Origin of the sequence: Micromonospora sp. NPDC049891 (genome assembly GCF_040660295.1) — a bacterium.
GTDB lineage: Bacteria > Actinomycetota > Actinomycetes > Mycobacteriales > Micromonosporaceae > Micromonospora.
In genome coordinates, this window is the sequence record NZ_JBFAML010000005.1 from 83,300 (window position 1) to 106,069 (window position 22,770).

Below are 22,770 nucleotides of genomic sequence, written 5' to 3' on the forward strand. Positions count from 1 at the left end.
CAACCCGCATGAAGGAGAGGCCGAGACAGTGAGTGATCCCGCCACCGACCCGGCGACCGCGACCTTCGTCGCCCACCGGAACCTGCTGTTCACCGTCGCGTACGAGATGCTCGGATCGGCCGCCGACGCCGAGGACGTCCTTCAGGAGACCTGGCTGCGGTGGGTCGACGTCGACCTGGGGCGGGTCCGCGACAAGCGGGCCTACCTGGTCCGGATCACCACCCGGCAGGCGCTCAACCGGCTGCGCACGTTGCGTCGCCGCAAGGAGGCGTATGTGGGGTCGTGGTTGCCCGAGCCGCTGCTCACCGCGCCGGACGTGGCCGAGGATGTCGAACTCGCCGAGAGCGTCTCGATGGCGCTGATGCTCGTCCTCGAGACGTTGTCACCGACCGAACGTGCCGTGTTCGTGCTGCGCGACGCGTTCGAGGTCAGCTACGACGAGATCGCGGCCGCGGTCGGTCGCAGTCCCGCCGCCGTACGACAGATCGCGCACCGGGCCCGTCAGCACGTCAGCGCCCGCCGCCCCCGCGAGGTGGTCTCCCCGGGCGAGACCCGGGCAGCGCTGGAGTCGTTCCAGCGCGCGGTCGAGACCGGCGATCTCCAGGCCCTGCTCGACGTGCTCGCCCCCGAGGTCGTCCTGGTCGCCGACGGCGGTGGCGTGCGGCAGGCCGTGCCGCGCCCGATCGTCGGCGCCGACAAGGTGGCCCGCATGATCCTCGGTGGTCTCCGCAAGGTGCCGGGTCGGCTGACCGCGGCCGCCACGCTGCTCAACGGCGGCCCGGCTCTCGTCGTACACCTGGACGGTGAACTCGACGGCGTGCTGGCGGTCCGCGTCGGGAAGGCCGGCATCGGGGGCATCTACTACGTCCGCAACCCGGAGAAGTTGACCCGGGTCGGATCCGAGACCCGACTCGCCCGGCGCTGACCCACCGGGGGCGGGCGTGGAGCCCGGGTCGCGGCGATTAGCCCGGCCCGAGGCGGGTAAGCCGCTGCGCCCGACACGGTGGAAGGGGACCAGATGTCTGACAGCCACACCGCACTACGCTCGATGCACGACCTGGGCCTGGCGGCCTGGTTCGGCGGCTCCCTGATGGGTGCCTTCGGCGTCAACGGTGCCGCAGCCCGGATCGGCGACTCGACCCAACGACTTCCGGTGGCGTCCACCGGTTGGAACCGGTGGACGCCGGTGAACGCGGCGGCGATCGGTGCCCACCTCGCCGGCGCGGTCGGTGAACTGGTGACCGAGAGCCCACGGATGGCCGCTCAGGCCGGGGTGGGTCGGGCCAGCACCGTGAAGACCGCGCTGACCGTGGGCGCCCTGGCGGTGACCGGGTACAGCCGGTTGCTCGGCATGCGACTGGCCAAGGCCGGCCGACCTTCGGTCGAGGGGGTCACCGAACCGAACCAGCAGACACCGGCGAACGTGGCGTCCTGCCAGCGCCAGCTGAAGATGCTGCAATGGGCGATCCCGGCGCTGACCGGCGCCCTGATCGTGGTCACCGCCTACATGGGTGAGCAGCAGAAACCCGGGCAGGTCCTGCGCGGCATGATCGGCCGCGTCGGTGGCCTCGGGCACGCGTCGAAGACGATGGGCAAGGGCGCCGGCGGGATGGCGGCGGCCAAGGCGATCCGGCAGATGGCGATGTCCGGCCGCTGACCGGCGGCGAAGATGCACGACCGCCAGCGCACCCATGTGCCGGCGTCGGTTCCAGGCGGACCGACGCCCGCGCACCGATCAGCGAGGTGGCCATGACGGACCGGGACAGGCAGGACCGGGGACCCGAGGGTGTCGCGCCCTGGGGGACCACCGACGGCTTCGACGCGGATCCGCCGTGGGGTGCCGGCGAGGACTCCCCGATGGGCGAGGGCAGCGAGGAGACCGCTGTGCCCGAGGGGCGGCGCGGCGAACGACGCACGCCCGGCACCCTCGCCGGTGACCCGACGGACCGGCCCGCCGGGCGGCACGGGTTCGGCTCGGTGGAGCCGACCCGTACGCCGGTGGCCGGGCCCGGGGCACCGCCGGACCCGGCGCCGTCGCGGCGCAGCTTTCCCGACGACGAGGCCGGTGGGGACCTGCCGGACAACGCGCTGGAGGAGGCCACCGGTATGCACCCGGAGGGGACCGGACGCGGCTGAGCGTCGCGGCGTCCGGTCAGGACGGTACGGCTCGCCGGGTGGCAGTCTCGATCAGGCCGGCCAGCCGTTCCGCGTCGCGTTGGGCCTGACCGGCGCAGCAGTTGTTGAACAGCACGTGCAGCTCGTCGGCCTGCCCGGCGAGCTCCACCAGCAGCTCGGACCAGCGGCGCAGCTCCTCGTCGCCGTAGGCGTACCGGAACCGGTCCTCCTTGTCGCCGCTGGTCCAGCCGCTGCTGTGGCCGTGGAACCGGATCATCGCCAGATCGGCGGTGGCGACCGGGATCGGCGGCACCGAGTCCGGATGCCCCTGCGGCATGTCCACGCAGCAGAAGGTCAACCCCTGCTCACGGAGGAAGGCCAGGGTCTCCAGCGCCGCCGTCCCCTCGAACCAGGAGGCGTGCCGCAGCTCGACGGCGACCCGCCACGGCCGGCACCGCGACGCCAGCTCGGCGATCCGTCGCCGGGCCGCGTCACCGCGCGCCAGCCAGGGCGGGAACTGCAACAGCACCGCGCCGAGCCGGTCGGCCGCCGCGATCGGTGCCAGCGCATCCCGGAACCGGCTCCACAGCTCGTCGTACGCGGCCGTCGGCAGGTCGCGCCGCCGGATCCGGGCCGGGCCGCCGGCCGGTCGGAGATCGGCGGGCAGGGTGGCCACCGGGGTCGGGTGGCCGGTGAAGAGGCTGAACGCCTTGACGTTGAAGGTGAAGCCGTCGGGGGTGGCGTCCACCCAGCCCTGCGCGACCTCCGGCGCGGGCACCGCGTAGTACGACGTGTCCACCTCGACCAGTCCGAACCGGTCGGCGTAGTGGCGCAGCCGCCCGGCCGGGTTGTTCACCTGACGCGGGTACCAGCCGGACCGCACCAGCGTCCGGTCCGCCCACGAGGACGTGCCCACCTTGATGACACCCATGTAATTCAGTGGACCGCCGAACGGTCCGATCGGCAACCGCTGGGCCGGTGACCGCCGGGCCGACCCGTTGGTAACGTGCCGCGATGACTCTGCGGCGTCGATCAACGGCGGTGCTGCTCCGCCTGGCGATCGTGATCAGTGTGCTGGCCGGTGTGGTGCTCACCGCGCTCGGCCCGGCGACGGTGACCGGGCTGCTGCCGTACTTCACCATCCAGAGCAACCTCGCGGTGGGCCTGGTCGCCGGGTACGCGGTCTGGCGGGCCCACCGGGGTCGGCCCGATCCACCGGCGGCGCTCACCGGCGCGGTGACCCTCTACATCACCATCACCGCCGTGGTCTACCACCTGGTGCTGGCCAACCCGGCCAGCCCGTTCGCCATGCCGCAACCGGACCGGGCCCTCGGCGAGGCCCTTGGCAACCAGTTCCTGCACACAGTGGTGCCGTTGCTCGCCGTCGCCGACTGGGCGCTGCTCGGCCGACGCGGGCGACTGCGGCTGCGGCACGCGCTGTGGTGGTTGGCGTTCCCGCTGGGCTACCTGGGCTTCGCCCTGGTACGCGGGCTGGTCGTGCACCGCTACCCGTACCCTTTCCTGGACGCGGGGGAGCTCGGCTACGCCGGGGTGGGGGTTGTCTCGGCCAGCCTCGCCGTGGCGTTCTGGCTGCTCGGCCTGCTGTTCGTCGGCACCGACCGGACGCTGACCCGGCTCCGGCCCGCGCCCGCGCCAGCCGGAGCCGCCCCTGCCCCGCCAGCGCAGCCTGACCTGGTGCCAGCCGGAGCCGACCCTGCCGCGCGGCCCGAGCCGGTGCCGGCGGCGCAGCCCGAGCCGGTGCCAGCCGGAGCCGACCCTGCCGCGCCGGCACGGTCCGAGCCGGTGGCGCCGGCCTGAACCTGGCCCACCGTGCTTTCCGACCGCACCGACTGAGCGACCTGGCCACCGACCGACCGGTTCGGGCCGCCGCCTGACCGGTTCGGGCCGCCACCTGGCACACGCCTGTGCCGCCGTCGTCGAGCCTCGGGGCGGGCTGCGCTTGCGAAGACGGCCGGCCCCTGTGGTTTGGGCCGGCGTCCGCCGGGGAGCCCGGGGCAGGCGCCACCGACGACGGGAGACAGGGATGCGTGCACTGCGGCTGCCCGCATGGAAAACGGAGCCGGAACTTGTCGAGGTCGACGAACCGGCACCCGGCCCGGGTGAGGTGGTGGTGCGGATCGGGGCGGCCGGTGCCTGCCACTCCGACCTGCACCTGATGCACGACTTCGAGGCCGGCGGCCTGCCCTGGAATCCGCCGTTCACGCTCGGTCACGAGAACGCGGGCTGGGTGCACCGGCTCGGCCCGGGAGTCACCGGGCTGGAGGTGGGCCAGCCGGTGGCGGTCTACGGCCCCTGGGGCTGCGGCCGCTGCGCCCGCTGCCGGGTCGGCGTCGACAACTACTGCGAGAACCCGGCCGCCGCGCCGGTGCCGGGCGGAGGCGGTGGCCTGGGCCTGGACGGCGGAATGGCCGAGTACGAGCTGGTGCCGGACGCTCGGCAGGTACTACCGCTGCCCGAAGGACTTGATCCGGTTGACGCCGCGCCACTTACCGACGCGGGACTCACCCCGTACCACGCCATTCGCCGGTCCTGGCCGAAGCTGCCACCCGGCAGCACCGCAGTGGTGATCGGCGTCGGCGGGCTCGGGCACGTCGGCGTGCAGATCCTCAAGGCGACCACCGCCGCCCGGGTCATCGCGGTGGACACCCGACCCGAGGCGCTGCGGCTCGCCGAGGACTGCGGTGCCGACCTGACGATGCGCTCGGGCGAGGGCACCGCCGATGAGATCCGCAGGATCACCGGCGGCCGGGGGGCCGACGTGGTGCTCGACTTCGTCGGTGCCGACGCCACGCTGAAGCTGGGGGTCGCCGCCGCCCGGACCGTGGGTGACCTGACCATCGTGGGGCTCGGCGGTGGCTCGCTGTCGGTCGGCTTCTTCTCCGTGCCGTACGAGGTGAGCATCCAGACCACCTACTGGGGCAGCCGTCCGGAGCTGCTTGAGGTGCTCGACCTGGGTGCGCGTGGACTGGTACGACCGAAGACCACCACGTTCAGCCTGGACGACGCGATGAGCGCGTACCGGATGATGCAGGACGGCACCCTGGAAGGTCGGGCCGTCATCGTGCCGTGAAACGCCGCCCGGACCGCACCGCGCCACACCGCCGACGTCCCTGGACACCACCCTAGAATGATCATGTGGTCGCCGCGTTGGAGCTGTACCTGGACACCGTCGCCACCCGGCGGATCCGGGTGCTGTGGGACGCCCTGGAGGCCGAGGGGGTGCAGAGCATGCGCTCCCTGCTGGAGCAGCGGCACCGGCCGCACGTCTCACTCGCGGTCGCGCCGCGCTTCGACCCTGAGCAGGTCACGGCGGCGCTGGCCGGCGTCACGGTGGCGGCGCCGCTGCGGTTGTCGTTCCAACACGCCGGCCAGTTCGTCGGTCGGGTGCTCTGGTTGGGTCCGGTACCCACCCCGGAACTGCTGGAGCACCACCGGCGGGTGCACGACCTGCTCGTCGCGGGCGGAGTGACGCTTGTGGAGCACTACCGGCCGGGCCGGTGGGTGCCGCACTGCACGCTGTCCATGCGAGTGCCGAACACGCTGATGTCCGCCGCCGTACGCCGTTGCCTCGAGGTGCTGCCGCTGGAGGCGACGGTCGTCGCCGCCGCCCTCACCGACCACGCCCGCAACATCTCCCACCCCCTCCCCTAACCACCCCCCGCCCCGCCCGGTGGGTGGGGTGGGCGGGTTGGGGTGAAGGGTGGGTGGGGGTTTAGGAGGGGTCGGGGCGGCCGTGGCGCCAGTAGCCCATGAAGGCGACTGCGCGGCGGTCGAGGCCGCGCTCGGTGACCAGGTGCCGGCGGAGGGTACGGATGACACCGGCCTCGCCGGCCAGCCAGGCGTAGAGCGGGGCGGCCGGGGGCACGTCGGGCACCTCCCAGAGGATCTCGTGGTCCACGTCCACCTCGTCGACCAGTTGGCCGGCCGGAGCCACCGGCGCGCCCGCCACACCGGCGAGCAGTTCGCCGGCGGCCGCGGCGACGGCGGCGACGAGGCGGCTGCCGTATCCGCCGGCACCCCGGGGCAGCCAGGTCACCTTGACACCGGGCGGCGTGATCAGCGACAGCGCGTCGCCGGCCTCGGGGACCTCCAGCAGCACCCGGCCGCGCGCGTCCAGCGGCAGCCGCTCGCAGATGCCGCTGATCGCCGGCACCGCCGTCTCGTCGCCGGCCAGCAGCAGGCACCCGGTCGACGGGGGCCGGAACTCGACCCCGCCGTGGTCGCCGCCGTACGCCGAGTCCGGACCCACGATGGCGATCTCGTCGCCGGGGCTGACCCGGCGGGCCCACCGGGTCGCCGGTCCGCCGTCGCCGTGCAGCACCAGGTCGACGTCGATCTCGCTCAGGTACGGCCGGACCGCGCGCACCGTGTACGTCCGGATCGGGTTGCGTTCGTGATCCGGCAGGGCCCGCCACCGCGCGTACCAGTCCGGCCCCTGCGGCAGGTGCACGCCGACCTGGCCGGGCAGCGGCAGAGCCAGCTTGATCCGCTGGTCGTAGCCGTTGTCGGCGAAGCGGTCCAGGTCCGGGCCGGTGAAGGTGACCCGGACGAAGGACGGGCTGAGCCGACGTACCGCGCGGACCTCGACGGCGAACAGCCGCCAGGGTGCTACGGGCAGGGTGTGGGTCATGGTGCCTCTCCGTATCGGGTCGGTGCGCTTACCGGGGTGCGGCGGCGCGTGAACGCCACAGCAGCCAGACGAAGTAGGGGGTGCCGATCATGGCCGTGACCAGTCCGGCGGGGATCTGAGCCGGCGCGATCACGGTGCGGCCGAGGGTGTCGGCGAGACTGACCAGGGCCGCGCCGAGCAGCGCGGCGACCGGGAGCACCCGGGTGTGTCGGCCGCCGACGAGGGCCCGGGCCGCGTGCGGGGCGACCAGGCCGACGAAGCCGATCACTCCGACGGCGGAGACCGCCGTCGAGGTGAGCAGGGCCGCCGCGCCGAGCGCGATCAGTCGGGTCCGTTCCAGCCGGACGCCGAGTACCCGTGGGGTGTCGTCGTCGAGCGTCATCAGGTCCAGCTCGCGCCGGGCGGCCACCACCGCCGGGGTGAGCACCAGCAGGGCTATCGCCACCGGCAGCACCTGGGTCGCGGTCCGGCCGTAGGTGGAGCCGGAGAGCCAGGTGAGGGCCTTGCCGGTGTTCCAGGGATCGAAGGCGACGATCATGAAGGTGATCAGGGCCATGCCGCCCTGCCAGGCACCGAAGCCGATCAGGACCAACCGGTCGGAGCTGAGGCCGCCACGCCACGCCGCGCCGTACACCAGGGCGAAGGCCAGCATGGCGCCGAGCCCGGCGACCCCGGAGACGGCCCAGACACCGGCCAGCGGCACGAAGGTGAGCAGCGAGACCGCGCCCAGCCCGGCGCCGGCGGTGATGCCGAGGATGCCGGGCTCGGCCAGCGGATTGCGGCAGACCGCCTGCACGGTGGTACCGGCGACCGCCAGGGCCGCGCCGGCCAGCGTCGCCGCGGCGACGCGCGGCCACCGCTGGTCCAGCACGAAGGTGTACGCCGGCCCGGTACTGCCGTTGATCCAGTTGACGATGTCGCCGAGCAGCAGCCAGGTGTCCCCGGCGAGCATGCCGAGCAGCACCGCCCCGGCGGTGACGGTGGCGGCGACGGTAAGCACTGTGCGGTGGAAGGTCGCGGAGCGCACGGCCGCGTGACCGCCGGGCGGGCGGCGGGTGGGGCCGGCGTCGCGGTGCCGGCGGGCCAGCCAGATCAGGATTCCCGCGCCGAGCAGCGTGGTCACCACACCGGTGGGGATGTCCACGCCGGCCTGGCCACCCATCAGTGCCCGCAGCAGCACGTCGGAGCCGAGGACGATGACGGCGCCGGCCACGCCGGACAGTGGCAGCAGGATCCGGTGCCGATGGACGCCGGGCACCAGCGAACCGAGCAGCCGGACGATCACCGGCGCGCAGAGACCGACGAAGCCGACCGGGCCGGTGAGGGTGACCGCCGCGGCGGACAACAGCACGGCCAGCACGGTGACGATCAGCCGGGTCCGGCGTACGTCGATGCCGAGCACGGTTGCGGTGTCGTCGCCGAGGGCGAGGATGTCGAGGCGGTGGCCGAACAGCATCAGCGCCGCGACGGCGGCCACGATCACCGGGGCGAGTTGGGTGAGCGCGTCGAGGTCGCTCTGCACCAGGGAACCGTTGCCCCAGGCGAACAGGCCGATGGTGGCCTGCTCGAACAGCAGGAGCAGCAGCATGGTCACCGAGCTGAGCGCCAGCGCGGTGGCCGAGCCGGCGAGGATCAGTCGGGTGGTGCCGGCCTGACCGCCGGACGACATCGCCATCACCAGGCCGGCGGCGGCGAGGCCGCCGCAGAAGGCCAGGCCACCGGCGGGCAACGCGGGCAGCGCGATGCCGAACGCGGCGACCGAGACGATGGCCAGGTGGGCGCCGGCGTTGACGGCGAGGGTGTCCGGGGACGCGAGCGGGTTGCGGGCGATCGACTGCAGGGCCGCGCCCGCGAAGCCGAGGGCGACACCGATGGTGAGCCCGGCGAGCAGCCGGGGCACCCGGGAGGCGACGAGCACCCGGGCGGTCTCGTCGTCCCCGCCGGTCAGCAGCCGGAGCAGGTCTAGCGCACCCACGGCGGAGGTGCCCTGGGTGAGGTGCACCGCCACGACCACCAGCAGCAGCGCGGTGGCGATGACGAAGATCCCGACGATGCGGGGAACCGAGGGCCGCCCGGCCGGAGCCGGCTGGACAGCCGGCTCCGGACGCGAGGGCGCGGACAGCATGGTCACACCGCGTAGGTGTTGACGAGCTGGTCGATGTACTGCTTGCCGGAGAGCGGCCCGCCGAAGGTCCAGATCCCGTCGGGCATCCGGTGCAGGTTGCCCTGCTTGACGAAGGGCAGCGACTTCCAGATGGCGTTGCTGTTCAGGCCGTCGGCGAAGACGTCGGCGCCGTCCGAGGCGTTGTAGAAGAAGTGCAGGTCCGGGCTGGACAGGACGGTCAGGCCCTCGACGTCGGTCTGGCCCAGGCCCCAGGCCTCGTCGGTCTCGCCGGTCCAGGCGTTGGTGAGGCCGAGCTGGATGCCGATCTGGGAGACCAGGGCGCCCTCGCCGAACATCCGGATGCTGACCGTGCTGCCTTCCTTCCAGCCGTCGGCGATGGCGAACGGCTTACCGGCGGCACCGGCGTCGGCGATCTTCTTCTTGCCGTCGGCGATGGCGGCGTCGAAGTCGGCGAGCAGCTTCTCCGCCTCGGCGGTCTTGCCGACCGCGGCGGCGATCATGTTCAGGTCGGCCCGCATCCGGCCGAGGTTGTCCGAGGCGTCGCTGCCCTTGGTGACGATGACCGGGACGTACTTCTCCAACTGGGTGATCACGTTGGCGCCGCGGTCGTCCTCCATGACCACGAGGTCGGGTTGCAGCGCCACGATGGAGTCGATGCTCGGCTCACCGCGGGTACCCACGTCCTTGACGCCCGCGTCGAGCTTGGCGGCGCTCACCCAGGTCGCGTACCCCTTGGGGTCGGCGACCCCGACCGGCATGACGCCGAGGCTGACCAGCATCTCGACCTCGCCCCATTCGAGGCCGACCACCTTGGTGGCGGGGGCGTCGAGCTTGACCTCCTTGCCCCGGCTGTCGGTGACGGTGACCGGGCCGCTGGCGGCCGGCGTGGAGGCGGCTGGCTCGGCGGTGTTCTCGGTGGTGCCGCAGGCGGCCAGCAGCACCGCGGTGGCGGCAGCCACCAGGGCGGTAACACGGGTACGGGACATGATGTTCTTTCTCGGGTGGGTGTCGTGACCGGTCTGTGTGCTCAGACCGGGATTCGGGCCAGGTGTCGGCCCACGGGGCGGGTCGTCACCAGCCCGCTGAGCGGGTCGGTGCTGACCTCGATCCGGATGCCGTACGTCTCGGTCAGGTCGTGTTCGGTGAAGACCTCGGCCGGCGTGCCGGTGGCGCGGACCCGGCCGCCGTGCAGCAGGACCACCTCGTCGGCCACCGCGGCGGCCTGGTTCAGGTCGTGCAGCACGACGCCGACCGCGACCCCGTGGTCGTCGGCGAGGTCACGCATCAGATCGAGAATCCCGACCTGGTACCGCAGGTCGAGGAAGGTGGTCGGCTCGTCGAGCAGCAGTACCGGGGTGTCCTGGGCCAGGCAGGTGGCCAGCCAGACCCGCTGCAGCTCGCCGCCGGAGAGTTCGTCCACCGGACGGCCGGCCATCGCACTGACGCCGGTGACCTCCATCGCGCGGGCGATGGCGGCGGGGCCGTCCGGGTCGTCCGCACGCCACCGGCCCCGATAGGGGTGACGGCCGTAGCCGACGACGTCGCGGACGGTGACACCGTTGGGGATCGGCCTGCTCTGGGCGAGCAGGGTGACCCGGCGGGCGTACTCCTTGGCGGGCAGGCCCGCCGCGGCGATGCCGTCGGCGAAGTGGACGCTGCCGCTGTCGAGCGGGTGCAGCCGGGCCAGTGCCCGCAACAGGGTGGACTTGCCGCTGCCGTTGGGCCCGACGAGCGCGGTCACCGCGCCGGGACGCAGGGTGATCGCCGCGCCGTGCACCACAGTCGTGCCGTGGTAGCCCAGGCACAGGTCGGCACCGCGTAGGCTCTGCTCGGCGTCGTCCAACGCCAGTCCGCTCGACATGCGGTTAGGTTAACCTAACCTAAGTAGCTGTCAAGACGCGGGTTGGCTTCACTTTCATCCACGCCGCCGGCACCGCGACGCCGGTGCACAGGGATCGATCCGTCACGCCGCGTCGCTGGTCAACCCACAGCGCGGATCCGTGACGAGCCCGCTGGCGCGATCGGACGGGACGCCGACACGGGGCCACCCGTCAGGCGGCCCGAAAACCGTACCGGGGTGGGACGACAGAGCAGTCGGAGCAGCGGTAACGTTGCGCGTCATCCGCCGCCGGCCCGCCGGCGTGGCGCTCTTCGATCCTACGGAGGATGGGGCATGTCCATCGGCGAGGAGCCGTTCGCAGTCCGCGACGACCTGGCCTCGCGGCCGAATTTCGAGGTCGCCCTGCGTGGGTTCGACAAACGGCAGGTCGAGCGCTACGTCGAGCAGGTGGACAGCCGGCTCGCCGCGGTCTCGGCCGAGCGGGACCGGGCCACGGCACAGGTGCGCGAGCTGACCGGAAAGCTCCAGGCGGTCCAAGGCGAGATGGCCGAGCTGCGGCAGCGACCGGCGCAAGTGGACAAGGCCACCTTCCAGGACGTGGGCCCGATGGTCGGCCAGATCCTGGATCTGGCCGAGAAGCAGGCCGCAGCGATCATCGAGACGCACACCCAGCGGGCCACCAAACTCCAGGCGGAGGCGGAGAAGACACTCGCCAACGCGCGGGAGCGCACCGTCAAGGCGCTGGCCGACCTTGAGGAGGAGCTGGCCGGCCGTCGGACGGAGCACGAGAAGACGTACGAGGAGTTGCGGGCGGCGGCCGACGCGGAGCTGGCCGAGAGCCGGGAGCGGGCCGACAAGCTGCGCGCCGACGGGGAGGCCGCGCACGAGCGCGCCCAACAGGAGGCGCAGCGGATCGGCGAGCAGTGCCGTCAGCAGGTCGAACAGGCCCGTTCGGCAGCGGAGGCGCTTACCAGCTCGGCGCGTACCCAGATCCACCAGGAGATCCAGGCGGCCCGGTCGAAGAGCCAGCAGGAGCTGGCGCAGTGGCGGGCCACTGTCGAAGAGGAAATGGCCGAGCGACGGGCCGCGGCCGAGGAGGACCTGGCCGAACAGCGAGCCGCCGCCGAGCGTGAGCTGGCCGCGCAGCGGACCGCCGCCGAGCAGCGGGTCAGCTCGATGATCGCCGACGCCCAGCAGTACTCCGCGGAGATCCGCAAGCGCGCCGACGAGCAGGCGGCCGAGGTGCGCGAACTCAGCGACGAGCAGGCCGCGGCAGCCGAGGAGCAGCTGCACGCCGTCCAACTGGAGGTCGGGGAGCAGCGCCAGGCGCTGGCTCAGCTGCACGAGCAGTTGGACGACGCCGAGCAGCAGCTGGACGCGGCCCGCCGCACCAAGGACGCCACCGAGGCCGAGCTGACCCGGCTGCGGCAGCTGCTGGAGGAGACCAGCCGGGAACTCGTGGCGGAGACCCAGCGGCTGGACGAGGTGCGCCGGGCGGCCGAGGCCGCCGAGCGGCACGCCAAGGAGACCCGGGCACGGGTGCAGCGCGAGGCCAAGCGGGTCGCCGACCTGGCGGCCGCAGCGGTGATGGCCGCCGCGGCTGGTGGCGGCGAGACCGCCGAGTACCCGATGGTGGCCGCCCGCGTCGGGGCCACCCGGACCGGTGGCGAGCCGGCCACGACGGGCGGCGGCGAGGTCACCTCGACGGCCGGCGGTCAGGCCGAGGGGGTGACCGCCGCTGCGGAGGTCGACGCCGACCGCGCCGGGTCGGAGACGGCGCGCACGGCCGCCGACACCACCGATCCGGCGGGCCGGGACCGCAACGGCGCGATGACCGCAAGGCCGGCTCAGCCGGGCTCGGGCGGCGCTGGTGGCGGCCCGGAGCAGGGCGGGCGCCCGCTTGTGGATCCGGTGGCGCGCGCGGCGGCGGCGGTGGCCGCCGGTGGGCCGGGCGGCATCGACTGGTTCGCCGGCCAGGCCGCGGACCGGCAGTCCGATCAGGCCGAGCCGACGGCACCCACCTCGAACGACGCCGACCGGGCGCCCGAGCCGGCGGCCAACTGATCGGACACCCGAGCTGAGCCACGGTTCGTGAGGCTCGTCCGAGCGGGCCGAGGCTCCGGCAGCGGCACGGCACAGCCGGCCACGCTCTCATCGGACGCGGCTGACACCGCCCGCCGGTCGACTGACCGGCGGGCGGTTCCGTCAGGCCCTGTGTCGGGTGCGCGAGAGGTCGGGACCTGCTGGGCGACCTCGCCGAACACGCGCTCAGAACGGCCGGCGTGGCAGCCAGCCGAGGAACCGGTTGCGCGCACGGGCCAGCGGCAGACCTGGTAGGTCCCGGGCCGCGGCGAGCAGACAGGAGCCCAGGTAGACAGCGAGCGCGGCGCGGGCCCCGCCGAACTCCGCGAGCAGTTGGCTCTGCTTGACCGCGCACGGCCACTCCTGCCCGCAGCCGGTGCAGGTCCAGCTCGGTGGCGAGGGCAGGTGCTCCGGTGGCTTGGCGGAGCGGTACCGCACGGCGGCGCTGTTCCGGCTGCCGACCCGGGTGGGAGCCCGATGCGGCTCGCCGGGCGTGGGATGCCGGTGGGCGAACAGTTCCCGGCGCGCCAGTCCGAGCGCCCCACCCACCCGGACCAGCGCGTCCGGCCCCGGGCGATAGCCGACCAGCGCGCCCAGCACGTGATGACCCAGCAGGTCGAAGGCGTCGGGCCCGAGGGCCAGGTCGCGGCAGAGCGCGATCAGTCGCGTCGGTGCCGCGACCCGTTGCGCCACCAGGGCGCAGCGCAGCACGTCCCGCAGGCCGCCGCCCAGGGCGGACATGCGGGATCCCACGATGCCGGTCAGGAGTGTCTCTCCGGCGATCCGCCGGAGTGCCTCAGCCGTCGCCAGTCGGACGATGTCAGTCGGATCCTTGGTGTCCAACACCCCATCCCTTCATCCGTTAGTCGATCAGCTACCTCTCGTTCGACACCCTTCGCATGATCACGGCCACGGACGGTCGCCGGCTAGCCCGGTGCGCGCACGCCGGAGCCTGCCGGCTAGCCCGAAAACGAAACTCCCCTGACATCGGCAACGAGCGAGATCCCACAGGCGCGACGGATACGCCATGAAAACTTCATGGGAGTCCTTCCTTTGTGGATACCATCGATGGGAATCCTGGCTCTGCATGTCCTGCCACTCTCCGGATCCACTACGTCCCGTCGGGCTCCGTCCCGGCGTACCGAAGCGCCCTCCGTCCAGGTCGATGGAGACGTATTGAAGACGAAGGTTCCGACCGCCCACCGGTTCGACAGCCGCGACCCGGAGACGATCCACGACTTCCTGGCGAACGCCTACCGCACCACTGTGGCCGTCCGCGCGGCCGCCGGCGTCCGCTACCGGTTGCGCCATCACCGGGTGGACGCGGGCTCATTCTGGTTGGAGACGCTGGACCAGTCCGCCTGCCTCGAGATCGACGCCGGGCCGCCCGCCGCCCTGGTGATCTGTGAGGTCGTCAGCGGACGTGTCGACCGCTCCTGCGCCGGTGCGTACGGCCGGTTCGGGCCGGGCGACGTCTTCCTGGTCACTCTCCCCGACCTGTCCTGCTCGCTGCGCTGGCTGCCGGGCCGGATCACCACCTGCCTGCTCAGTCCGGCCGTCCTGGACCGGGTGACCGGCGCGGCGTCCGCCCACCGGGCGCGCTCGGTCCGGTTCACCGGACTGACCCCCGCCTCCCCGGCCCTGGCCGGGCTGTGGCGGCACACCATGAGCTACCTCAACCACGTCGTGCTGGGCAACCCGTACGCGTACCGCGAGCCCCTGGTCATCGCCAACGCCGCCCGGATGCTGGCCGCCTCGGCCCTGGCGGTCTTTCCCAACACCACGGCGGGCTGGCCGTCCGCCACCGACAGGCGCGCGGCGACCACCGCGACGCTGCGCCGGGCGACGGCGTTCATCGAGGAGTACGCCGACCGCGACATCGGTGCGGCCGACATCGCCGCGGCGGCCCAGGTCTCGCTGCGGACCCTGCAACTGGCGTTCCGTCGACACCTCGACACCACCCCGATGGCGCACCTGCGCCGGGTCCGCCTCGACCGCGCCCACCGCGACCTGATGCAGGCCGACCCCCGGCAGGAGACCGTCTCGGCGATCGCCTCGCGGTGGGGATTCCTCAGCCACAGCCGGTTCACCGCGCGCTACCACGCCACCTACGGGTTTCCGCCCAGTCGGACCCTGCACGCCTGAGGACCAACCTGACCGACCGCCGGTGGCGGATCGCCGTCCGCACGATGGCCGCCGCACCACCATCGGTGCCAGAATCACCACATGCGGCGTACGCTCGTCGGCCGGGACGGGGTGTTCGATCAGGCCTGGCGCGCACTGCGTGAGCCGGGCTCGGTGCTGTTGGAGGGCCCGGCCGGCATCGGCAAGACGACGTTGCTCCGGGAACTGCTCAGCGAGGCCACGCGGGCCGGCTGGTCGGTGCTGACCTGCGCGCCGACCGAGTGCGAGACCGATCTGCCCTTCGCCGCCCTCGCCGACCTGCTCCGGCCACTGGCCGACCTGGTGGTGGACCTGCCGCGCCCGCAGCGCGTCGCGGCCGAGGTGGTGCTGCTCACCCGGGACAGCGACGAGACCGTCGACGAACGGGTGGTCGGTGCCGCCACCCGCTCGCTGCTGGAGGCGGCGCTCGCCGCCGGCCGGCCGACGCTGGTCGCCGTGGACGACTCGCCGTGGCTGGACCGGCCGAGCGAACGCGCCCTGCGGTTCGCCCTGCGCCGGGTCGGGCCCGGACTGTCCACCCTGGTCAGTTGTCGCACCGACAGCACGTCCACGCTGCGGATCGCGCCACTCGGGCTCGACTCCGGTCCCGGCCGGCTGACCCGGCTGCCGCTGGCTCCGCTGGGAGTGGGAGCCCTGCACCACCTCCTGCGGGAACGGGTCGGCGCCACCCTGAGTCGTTCGCTGCTCGCCCGGATCGCCCGGGAGGCCGCCGGTAACCCGCTGGTCGCCATCGAGGTGACCCGCGCGGTGCAGCGCCTGCCGCAACCGCCGGAACCGGCGCAGGACCTGCCGGTGGCCTCGTCCATGCACCAACTCCTCGGCGAGGTGCTCGCCGACTTGCCGGCCCGCTGCCGGGACGCCGTGCGGCTGGCGGCTCTGCTCGGCGTACCCCTGCTGCGTGACCTGGCCGCGGCGGGGGTCTCCCCCGCCGCGTTCGACGCCGCGGAGGAGGCCGGCCTGCTCGTGGTGGGCGCGGTGCGAGTGGAGTTCAGCCATCCGGTCTACGCGGCCGCGGTCCGCGCCGGTATCCCGCCCGGCGTCCGGCGCGGCCTGCATCGCCGGCTGGCCGAGGTGGTGGCCGATCCGGACGAGCGGGTCCGGCACCTGGCGCTCTGCACCACCGCGCCGGACCCGGTGGTCGCCGACGCCCTCGCCGCGGCCGCCGCCCGACAACACGCGCGGGGCGCGCCGGAGGCCGCCGCCAACCTGTACGAGTCGGCGGCGCGGCTGACACCTGCCGACGACGAGACCAGCCGTGGCCAGCGGCTGCTGGCGGCGGCCCGTTGCCGGTTCGGTTGCGGGGACCACCCCGGGGCACGCACCGCCGCCGAGGCGGTGGCCGCCGGTTTCGACGGCGACGTCCGCGCGGAGGCGCTGCTGCTGCGCGCCGTGGTCGCCTGGAGTGCCGACGAGTCCGGCGGCACCGCGGTCGAGGCCGCCGGCCGGGCGCTGGCGGCGACCCGCCCGGATTCCCCGCTGGCCGGCCGGATCCACGCCCACCTGGCGCTCTTCGTCGACCTGCCGGATCCGGCGCGGGCGCACGCCGAGGCGGCCATCGCCCTGCTCACCGGTCCCGGCGGCGACCGCACGCTGCTCGCCGCAGCGCTGCTGCACCTGTTCTTCAACGAGGTACGCGCCGGCGAACCACCCCGCGTCGAGCTGCTCGACCGAGCGCTGGAGATGGAGGGTCCGGAGCCGTCGTGGCTGGCCGGCACGATCCCGGCGATCTGGTGGAAGTCGATCGACGATCCGGCCCGGGCCCGGCGGCGACTGGGCAAGCTGCTGGACCTGGCGGCGACTCGGGGCGACGAGCCCTCGCAGTACGACCTGCTCAAACACCTCGGCGAGACCGAGCTGCTCGCGGGGCGGTGGCCGGTCGCCGAGCGGCACATCGCGGCGGCCCGCGAGCTCGGTGAACTGCTCGGCACCGAGGCGACCGCGGAGATCTGGCTGGCCGGGCTGCTCGACGCGCTGCGCGGCCGGCTCGACGTGGCGCAGCAGGTGGCCGAGGCGGGGCTCCGGCTGGGTGAGCGGCTCGACGACGACTGGTGTCGGCGGATCCACCTGCAACTGGGCGCGTTCGTGGCGCTCTGCGCCGGCCGGATGGCCGACGCCGCAGCCGGGTACGGCCGGCTCGCCGCGACTGTCGACCGGATGGGCCTGACCGAGCCGCTGGCGCAGCGCTTCGAGACCGACTGGATCGAGGCCTGCGTGGGTGCCGGTGACCTGGTCACGGCCCGCAGCGCCCTGGCCCGACTGGCGGAACGCCACCGGCGGTTGCCCCGCCCCTGGACGCTGCTGGGCCTGGCGCGCAGTCGCGCCCTGCTGGACAGCGCCAGTGGTGGGGACCCGTCGGCTGCCCTGGCCGACCTCGCCGCCGCGCGAGCCGCCGTACCGCCGGAGGTCCTGCCGCTGGACCGGGCCAGATGCCTGCTGGTCGCGGGCGTGGTGCATCGCCGGTCCCGCCGCAAGCGCCCGGCCAGAGAGGCGCTGGCCGCCGCTGCTGTCGAGTTCGACGCCCTGGGCGCGACGGTGTTCGCCGAGCGGGCCCGGGCCGAGGCCGCCCGGCTCGGCGGACGCCCGCCCGCGCCGTCGGACCTCACCGCCACGGAGGAGCGGGTCGCCCGGCTCGCCGCGCAGGGACGGACCAGCCGGGCCATCGCCGACGAGCTGTTCGTCAGCCCGAAGACCGTCGAGACCAACCTGTCCCGGGTCTACCGCAAGCTGGGCATCTCCCGCCGGGCTGAACTGGGTGCCGCACTGGCGCGGATCGGTGGAGCCGACGACCGGGTACGCCGACCGGCGGTCGCCGGTGCGTCGGTCATCGCCGTCAAAGGCTAGGGAAACACCGGATTCCTCCACGGCCGTGCGGTCGTAGCGTCGAGACGTCACCCCGACGTACCGGCTTCGGGGTGGACCGGCGCCGGCCACCGGCAGGCAGTCCGGCCGCGTCGTTCAGGCACGCCGCGATCATCCACCGGCAGCATGCCGGACCTGGTCGAGCAGCCCGGCCCGTTGCAGCCGGGTGTCAGAAGGGACCGAACCCGTGCGTCGACTGATCCTGCCCGCAGTGCTCGCGGCCGCACTCGCGCTCACCGGCTGCGACAGCAGCGAACCCACGCCTCCGGAGGCGGGCCCCGGCGCGGACGCCGAGGCCGACCTCGACCTGCCCGCGGGCGACGCCGGCACCGAAACCCCGGCCTGCCCGTTCACCGCCGCCCAGATCTCCGAGTTGGTCGGCCAGTCGATGGTCGACAACGGCAAGTGCAGCTTCGGCGACGGCAAGGGGGTGGCGGCCCTGTCCGTGACGACCGCCTCGCAGTTGGCCGGCGAGACGACCTACGACTACCAGCGCCAGCAGGCCGCGCAGACCTACCAGACGGTGACGGACCTCGACGGCGGCGGGAAGGGCTACCTGGCGGTCAAGGAACTCGGTGCCGAGGCGGTGCTGGTCGGCGGTGCCGGCAGCTTCACCGTGACGTTGAGCAGCTTCGAGCGGCTCGGCGCCCAGTCCGACGGGTACGAGCAGGCGCTTCGCCGGCTGCTCGACGCCCTGCCCCGGTGACACCACGCCCCGAGGAGACGACCGTGAGGTACCTGAAGCTCGCCGTGACGGCCGTCGCCGTCGCCGTTCTCGCCGCCTGCGGCGGCGGCGCGGAACCCGCCGCCGCGCCACCGCCACCGACCGAGGTGGCGGAGCCGGTGGCACCCACCGAGGCGACCGAGCCGTCGGCCGAGGCACCGGCTGTCGACGCCTGCGCGCTGGTGTCCAAGGCGGACGCCGAGAAGCTGGCCGGCACTCCCCTGGATGATGCGGTGCCGGTCCGCGATACCTGCAGGTACACCGGACCGGTGTCGGGTCCGGTGGCGCAGGTGGAGGTCTACGTCGGCGACGGGGCCAAGAAGATCCTCGACGTCGACCGCGACCTCGACCACGAGTTCGAGACGCTGTCCGGCATCGGGGACGAGGCGTACCTGGAGGACGGCGCGGTCTTCGTCAACGCCGCCGGCGTCTGGGTGGCCATCCGACTGGTTCGGCTGGACGACCCGGCCAAGTACCACAAGCCGCTGACCGAGCTGGCGCGGACGGTGGCCGGTCGGCTCTGAGCCGCCCGGGACGGTCACGCCGCCCCCCGTTCGGCGGGCGGCTGCTCCGCCTTGGACCGCTCCCGCTCGAAGCGTCGCCGGATCACCGCGACGGCCTCGTCCTCGTGGCAGCCGAGGCTGCGCAGCAGGTCGGTGGCGACGGTACGGATCTGGGCCACCACCACACTGCCGGAGAAACCGACCCCCTCGGTGTACGCCTCGGCGGCCCGGTCGACCGCCTTGAGGACCAGCTGCTCGGACCGCTCCGTGCGGTGCCCGCTCTCCGCCTCGACCTGCAACAACGCGAGCGCGTCCCCGAAGTAGTGCACCGCGGCGGCCAGCCCGGGCGGGATCGGCTCGCCGTCGTGGACCGCGGTGGCCGCCCGACGTAGCATCTCCTGGCCACCCCCGACCGCCAGGCTGAGGTAGCGGGTACCGCGTTGGTAGTGCTCGAACTCGCCGCGCCGGTGCCAGCGCGCCGGTGAGACCGCCACCGCCTCCTGCGCGCCGGAGACCGCGTCGTTGAGCAGGGCCAGTTGGGGTTCAAGGCCGAAGATTCCGTCCCGGGCGCGGGCCACCATCCCGGCGTCTTCGCTGGACAGCCCGTCCGCGGCGTTGTGCAGGTGTTCGATCAGGGCGGCGAAGAGCGGACGCGCGGCCCGCTGGATGATGCGCACCGGGTTGACCGGCAGCAGGGCCACCACCACCACGGCGGAGACCGCGCCGATGACCGCGTCGATGATCCGCGGCACCTCCAGTCCGCGCTGGATCGGCGAGAGGGTGGCGATCAGCACCGCCGTACCACCGGCCTGGGTGACGACCTGCCCGCCCCGGCTCATGGTGAGCGCGAGCAGGATGGCGATGGTGACCACGGTGCCGATCTGCCACGGACCGGTGCCGATGACCATGATCAGGGCGTCACCCACCAGGAGCCCGGCCAGCACGCCGACGAGCAGTTCCATGGTGCGTCGGGTCCGCCGACCGATCGCGGCGGCGATGGTGCCGACGGCGGCGCTGGGGGCGAACACCGGTGACGGGTGGCCCAGCAGCTCGTGCGCCAGTGTCCAGGCGAGCGCGGCGGCCACCCCGGCCTGCACGGCGAGGATGGCGTACAGCTCCAGGCTCCGGCGTCGCTCCCGCCAGCCGATCCGCTGGCTGAGGCTGCCGACGGTCCCGGCCACCCTGGCCTCGACCCGGCCGGCGGCATCACGCGCCCAGCCCGCGTTCTCCTCCCCCGCCGCCACGCCGCCGACTACCCCGCCGGGCCGCGCTCATTCACTGCCCGGGGTACCGGTGCCGCTTTCCCGGGTGCCGGTCGGTCTCCTGCTGGCGCTGGCGGGCCTCGCCGATCCGCTCGACGTCGATGTTCCCACCGTCTCGGTACGCCGGGCCGATCGACTTCCCCGCCAGCCCACCTCCCTCACCTGGGAAGAAGACCCTTGTATCGCGACACGTCGATTGACAAAGTTCATGATCCCAACTTATGGTGCGAGCCGGCCGGATGTTTCCGGTGGCCCGGCGACGCCCGGCCAGCCACCCCGTCGACACCATCACCACGCGAGGAGCGTCATGGCTGGGCTGAAGGGCACACTGCGCAGGACACGTTGGCGATTCGGCCTGGTGGCCAGCGGCATCGCCGCACTACTGGCCGGAGCCGGTCTGATCAACGCCGGCACCGCCCACGCGGCGGCCGGATGCCGGGTGGCGTACTCCGCCCCCAGCCAGTGGCCGGGCGGGTTCACCGCGAACGTCGACGTGACAAACCTCGGCGACCCGCTCAACGGGTGGCGACTGACCTGGACGTTCCCCTCGGGGCAGCGGGTCACCCAGGCCTGGAACGCCACCGTCACCTCGTCCGGCAACGACGTCACCGCCAGCAACGTCAGCTACAACGCCGCGCTGGGCACCAACCAGACCGCGTCGTTCGGCTTCAACGGGTCGTGGTCCGGCAGCAACACGGCGCCGACCACGTTCGCGCTCAACGGCGTCACCTGCACCGGCAGCGTCGGTACCACCCCGCCACCGACCACCACCCCGCCGCCGAGCACGCCCCCACCGAGCACTCCGCCGCCGACCAGCCCGCCGCCGGCCGGTGACCCGATGGCGTACGTGGCCGCGATGCAGCCCGGGTGGAACCTCGGCAACACCTTCGACGCGGTCGGTGCCGACGAGACGGCGTGGGGCAACCCGCGCGTCACCGAGGCGCAACTGGACGCCATCCGGGCACAGGGCTTCAACAGCATCCGGATCCCGGTGACCTGGAGCAACCACCACGGACCCGCGCCGTCGTACACGATCGACGCCGCCTGGCTGAACCGCGTCAAGGAGGTCGTCGGCTGGGCCCTGGACGACGGCTTCTACGTGATGATCAACCTGCATCACGACTCGTGGCAGTGGATTCACGAGATGCCGACGAACCGGACCACTGTGCTCAACCGCTACAACGCGCTGTGGACCCAGATCGCCGCCGCGTTCCGGGACCACTCACCGAGGCTGCACTTCGAGAGCGTCAACGAGCCGCAGTTCGCCAACAGCTCCGGCGACGCCCAGAACGCGCAGTTGCTCCACGAGCTGAACGTCAACTTCCACCGGATCGTGCGCGCCTCCGGCGGTGCCAACGCCACCCGGATGCTGGTCCTGCCGACCCTGCACACCTCCTCCGAGCAGGCCCGGATCAACGAGCTGACCACGACGATCAACCAGCTCAACGACCGCAACCTGATCGCCACCGTGCATTTCTACGGCTACTGGCCGTTCAGCGTGAACGTCGCGGGCGGTACCCGCTTCGACGCCACCACCCAGCAGGACCTGACCGACTCGTTCGACCGGGTGCACAACGCCTTCGTGACCCGCAACATCCCGGTCGTCATCGGCGAGTACGGGTTGCTCGGGTTCGACAGGCACACCGGCACCATCCAGCAGGGCGAGAAGCTGAAGTTCTTCGAGTTCCTCGGCCACTACGCGCGAACCAAGCGGCTGACCACCCAGCTCTGGGACAACGGCCAGCACTTCGACCGGGTCGCCTTCCGGTGGAAGGATCCGGAGCTGTGGGCCCAGATCAGGTCGAGCTGGACGACCCGTTCCGGCACCGCGTCGTCCGATCAGGTGTACGTGCCGCGTACCGGCTCGATCACCGCCAAGTCGCTCACCCTGAACCTCAACGGCACCACCTTCCAGGGGCTGCGCCAGGGCAGCACGAACCTGACCCAGGGCACCGACTACACGGTCTCCGGCAACCAGCTCACCATCACCGCGAGCGCGCTTACCCGGCTGGTCGGCAATCGGGCGTACGGGGTCAACGCCAGCCTCCAGGCCCGTTTCTCGGCCGGCGTGCCCTGGCGGATCGACGTGATCACCTATGAGACTCCGGTCCTGTCCAGCGCCACCGGGTCCACCGCCGCCTTCGCCATTCCGACCCAGTTCCGCGGCGACCAGCTCGCCACCATGGAGGCGAGGTACGCGGACGGCAGCAACGCCGGCCCGCACGACTGGACGTCTTACAAGGAGTTCGACGTGGCCTTCAGCCCCGACTACCCGGGTAGTCGGATCACGTTGACCGACACCTTCTTCGCCGAGGTACGCGACGGCGCACCGGTCACCCTCACCTTCCACTTCTGGAGCGGCGCACAGGTGACCTACCGCGTCACCAGATCCGGCAGCAACGTCACCGGGGTCACCGGCTGACCC

General features: G+C 73.0%; 19 protein-coding genes. 12 read left to right on the forward strand and 7 right to left on the reverse strand.

The window, feature by feature from the left end:
• Window positions 1-28 precede the first annotated feature (28 nt).
• From AB0I71_RS09080 to AB0I71_RS09090, 3 genes are all read left to right on the forward strand, one after another.
• Complete coding sequence (locus AB0I71_RS09080) at window positions 29-925, forward strand: RNA polymerase sigma-70 factor (protein ID WP_357582703.1); 897 nt, start codon at window positions 29-31, stop codon at window positions 923-925.
• A gap of 93 nt (window positions 926-1,018) precedes the next feature.
• Window positions 1,019-1,657, forward strand: a complete 639-nt coding sequence (locus AB0I71_RS09085; protein ID WP_357582704.1) for a hypothetical protein — start codon at window positions 1,019-1,021, stop codon at window positions 1,655-1,657.
• A gap of 92 nt (window positions 1,658-1,749) precedes the next feature.
• Window positions 1,750-2,136, forward strand: coding sequence for a hypothetical protein (locus AB0I71_RS09090; protein WP_357582705.1), 387 nt, complete (start codon window positions 1,750-1,752; stop codon window positions 2,134-2,136).
• A gap of 16 nt (window positions 2,137-2,152) precedes the next feature.
• Here the strand turns inward: AB0I71_RS09090 and AB0I71_RS09095 are convergent, their stop codons facing one another.
• The gene (locus tag AB0I71_RS09095) at window positions 2,153-3,046 is read right to left on the reverse strand and encodes a DUF72 domain-containing protein (protein ID WP_357582706.1); all 894 of its coding nucleotides are present in this window, start codon (window positions 3,044-3,046) and stop codon (window positions 2,153-2,155) included.
• An 83-nt stretch (window positions 3,047-3,129) separates the two neighbouring features.
• Between AB0I71_RS09095 and AB0I71_RS09100 the strand changes: the two genes are divergently transcribed.
• From AB0I71_RS09100 to AB0I71_RS09110, 3 genes are all read left to right on the forward strand, one after another.
• Entirely contained in the window at window positions 3,130-3,933 is an 804-nt protein-coding gene (locus tag AB0I71_RS09100; protein ID WP_357582707.1) for a Pr6Pr family membrane protein, read from the forward strand.
• Window positions 3,934-4,159: 226 nt separating this feature from the next.
• Complete coding sequence (locus AB0I71_RS09105; RefSeq protein WP_357582708.1) at window positions 4,160-5,206, forward strand: NAD(P)-dependent alcohol dehydrogenase; 1,047 nt, start codon at window positions 4,160-4,162, stop codon at window positions 5,204-5,206.
• Window positions 5,207-5,271: 65 nt separating this feature from the next.
• Window positions 5,272-5,787, forward strand: a complete 516-nt coding sequence (locus AB0I71_RS09110; protein ID WP_357582709.1) for a 2'-5' RNA ligase family protein — start codon at window positions 5,272-5,274, stop codon at window positions 5,785-5,787.
• 61 nt (window positions 5,788-5,848) lie between these two features.
• Here the strand turns inward: AB0I71_RS09110 and AB0I71_RS09115 are convergent, their stop codons facing one another.
• The 4 genes from AB0I71_RS09115 to AB0I71_RS09130 are packed head-to-tail and all read right to left on the reverse strand — an operon-like array spanning window position 5,849 to window position 10,752.
• A complete protein-coding gene (locus AB0I71_RS09115; RefSeq protein ID WP_357582710.1) occupies window positions 5,849-6,766 on the reverse strand; it encodes a siderophore-interacting protein in 918 nt (305 codons plus the stop codon).
• A 28-nt stretch (window positions 6,767-6,794) separates the two neighbouring features.
• Window positions 6,795-8,888, reverse strand: coding sequence for an iron ABC transporter permease (locus AB0I71_RS09120; RefSeq protein ID WP_357582909.1), 2,094 nt, complete (start codon window positions 8,886-8,888; stop codon window positions 6,795-6,797).
• Between the two features lie 5 nt (window positions 8,889-8,893).
• Window positions 8,894-9,877, reverse strand: coding sequence for an iron-siderophore ABC transporter substrate-binding protein (locus AB0I71_RS09125; protein WP_357582711.1), 984 nt, complete (start codon window positions 9,875-9,877; stop codon window positions 8,894-8,896).
• A 41-nt stretch (window positions 9,878-9,918) separates the two neighbouring features.
• Window positions 9,919-10,752, reverse strand: a complete 834-nt coding sequence (locus AB0I71_RS09130) for an ABC transporter ATP-binding protein (protein WP_357582712.1) — start codon at window positions 10,750-10,752, stop codon at window positions 9,919-9,921.
• Between the two features lie 312 nt (window positions 10,753-11,064).
• Here AB0I71_RS09130 and AB0I71_RS09135 point away from each other — a divergent pair, with 312 nt between their 5' ends.
• A complete protein-coding gene (locus AB0I71_RS09135) occupies window positions 11,065-12,795 on the forward strand; it encodes a hypothetical protein (RefSeq protein WP_357582713.1) in 1,731 nt (576 codons plus the stop codon).
• Between the two features lie 204 nt (window positions 12,796-12,999).
• Here AB0I71_RS09135 and AB0I71_RS09140 read toward each other — a convergent pair whose 3' ends face one another.
• A complete protein-coding gene (locus AB0I71_RS09140; RefSeq protein ID WP_357582714.1) occupies window positions 13,000-13,554 on the reverse strand; it encodes a hypothetical protein in 555 nt (184 codons plus the stop codon).
• 435 nt (window positions 13,555-13,989) lie between these two features.
• Here AB0I71_RS09140 and AB0I71_RS09145 point away from each other — a divergent pair, with 435 nt between their 5' ends.
• The 4 genes from AB0I71_RS09145 to AB0I71_RS09160 all read left to right on the forward strand — a co-directional run bounded on the left by AB0I71_RS09145 (window position 13,990) and on the right by AB0I71_RS09160 (window position 19,104).
• Window positions 13,990-14,958: a helix-turn-helix transcriptional regulator gene (locus AB0I71_RS09145; RefSeq protein WP_357582715.1), complete on the forward strand. Its 969-nt coding sequence runs from the start codon at window positions 13,990-13,992 to the stop codon at window positions 14,956-14,958.
• Window positions 14,959-15,039: 81 nt separating this feature from the next.
• Window positions 15,040-17,838 (forward strand): AAA family ATPase, encoded by a 2,799-nt coding sequence (locus tag AB0I71_RS09150; RefSeq protein ID WP_357582716.1) that lies wholly within the window; start codon window positions 15,040-15,042, stop codon window positions 17,836-17,838.
• A gap of 205 nt (window positions 17,839-18,043) precedes the next feature.
• Window positions 18,044-18,562 carry a hypothetical protein gene (locus tag AB0I71_RS09155; protein WP_357582717.1) on the forward strand — a complete coding sequence of 173 codons (519 nt, stop codon included), beginning with the start codon at window positions 18,044-18,046 and terminating at the stop codon, window positions 18,560-18,562.
• Between the two features lie 23 nt (window positions 18,563-18,585).
• Complete coding sequence (locus tag AB0I71_RS09160; protein ID WP_357582718.1) at window positions 18,586-19,104, forward strand: hypothetical protein; 519 nt, start codon at window positions 18,586-18,588, stop codon at window positions 19,102-19,104.
• A gap of 14 nt (window positions 19,105-19,118) precedes the next feature.
• On the opposite strand, the gene AB0I71_RS09165 is transcribed toward AB0I71_RS09160, so the two are convergent.
• Window positions 19,119-20,327, reverse strand: coding sequence for an FUSC family protein (locus AB0I71_RS09165; protein WP_357582719.1), 1,209 nt, complete (start codon window positions 20,325-20,327; stop codon window positions 19,119-19,121).
• Between the two features lie 325 nt (window positions 20,328-20,652).
• Between AB0I71_RS09165 and AB0I71_RS09170 the strand changes: the two genes are divergently transcribed.
• On the forward strand, window positions 20,653-22,767 hold the full coding sequence (locus AB0I71_RS09170) for a cellulase family glycosylhydrolase (RefSeq protein WP_357582720.1): 2,115 nt from the start codon (window positions 20,653-20,655) through the stop codon (window positions 22,765-22,767).
• Window positions 22,768-22,770: the final 3 nt, after the last annotated feature.